This is a genomic window from Brachyspira pilosicoli, from assembly GCF_008016535.1.
GTDB classification, from domain to species: domain Bacteria; phylum Spirochaetota; class Brachyspiria; order Brachyspirales; family Brachyspiraceae; genus Brachyspira; species Brachyspira pilosicoli_A.
Genome location: NZ_SAXY01000097.1, coordinates 1 through 916, shown reverse-complemented (window position 1 = coordinate 916; position 916 = coordinate 1). Strand labels below are relative to the sequence as shown.

Sequence of the window (916 nt, the reverse complement as noted above, 5' to 3'; positions counted from 1 at the left end):
GGCTTACCCTTTCGGATAAACCCCTTAAAATTATATTCCCAAATTAATTAGGACTTCCTGGTATGAACATGTAATTCCACCAAGGCGTATTCCAAGAATCTGTGAATTTTACATATCTCGTAAATGTTTTAACTAGCTCTTGAGGTTTTTTACCTATATATAAACTAGCATCTTGCATTTTTCCAAATCTGTTATCGAGGTTTCTTTCATTTACTTCCCACCACCAATAGTAAGAATCAACGCCTGCGCAACCGCTTAAGCCTTCATTAGCCTGTGGATTCATAACCAAAACTTCTATATAATCTTTTTGGAAATTTCTCTTAAAGTATATATTTTCACCATGAACGCCATTCCAGAATTTAGACAAAGTTATATTAGCTTCTATAAATGTATGAACTGCGTTTTTAGCGCTTCCGCCAGAACCATATATTCTTTCAGCTTCACTTCCGCCTATAGCCATTTTATAAATAGCTCCAACTGTCCAGTTTCCCGTATGAGCGTATTCATGCGTTACGCTATCTTCATTTCCATATTTTTTTGCGGTGCAATTTACATAATCTACTATAACCGCTCCTACAAATTGTTTGATTAATCTGTTATCTTGTTTGTAGTAAATATCGCCTTTAGAATCAAAATAGTAGTAATCTTGTAGATTTGATTTTTCACCAGTTGCTGGCTTGCTTTTTTGGAATTCACTAGGTGCATGATAATTTCTACCATTTCTAATTGCGAAAACTTTACCGTCATTAGCGGCTTTTCTGTTAATTTGGTCGAGCCATAATTGATTTAGTTTTGCGCTATCTCTGTAGTCTACTGCGACTTTTGAAGCACTTGCAAAAGGAACGGTAACTGTATATACTGAGCCAGCTTCTTCTGGAAGAGTAATTGAACCTGTTCCATCGCCATTAGTGTCGCC

At 36.1% G+C, this 916-nt stretch carries 1 protein-coding gene; it reads right to left on the bottom strand.

Translation table 11 applies throughout. From position 1 onward, the window contains the following. Positions 1-43: 43 nt before the first annotated feature. The coding region (locus EPJ72_RS13140) for a hypothetical protein (protein WP_158636910.1) at positions 44-916 on the bottom strand (873 nt) is incomplete at its 5' end.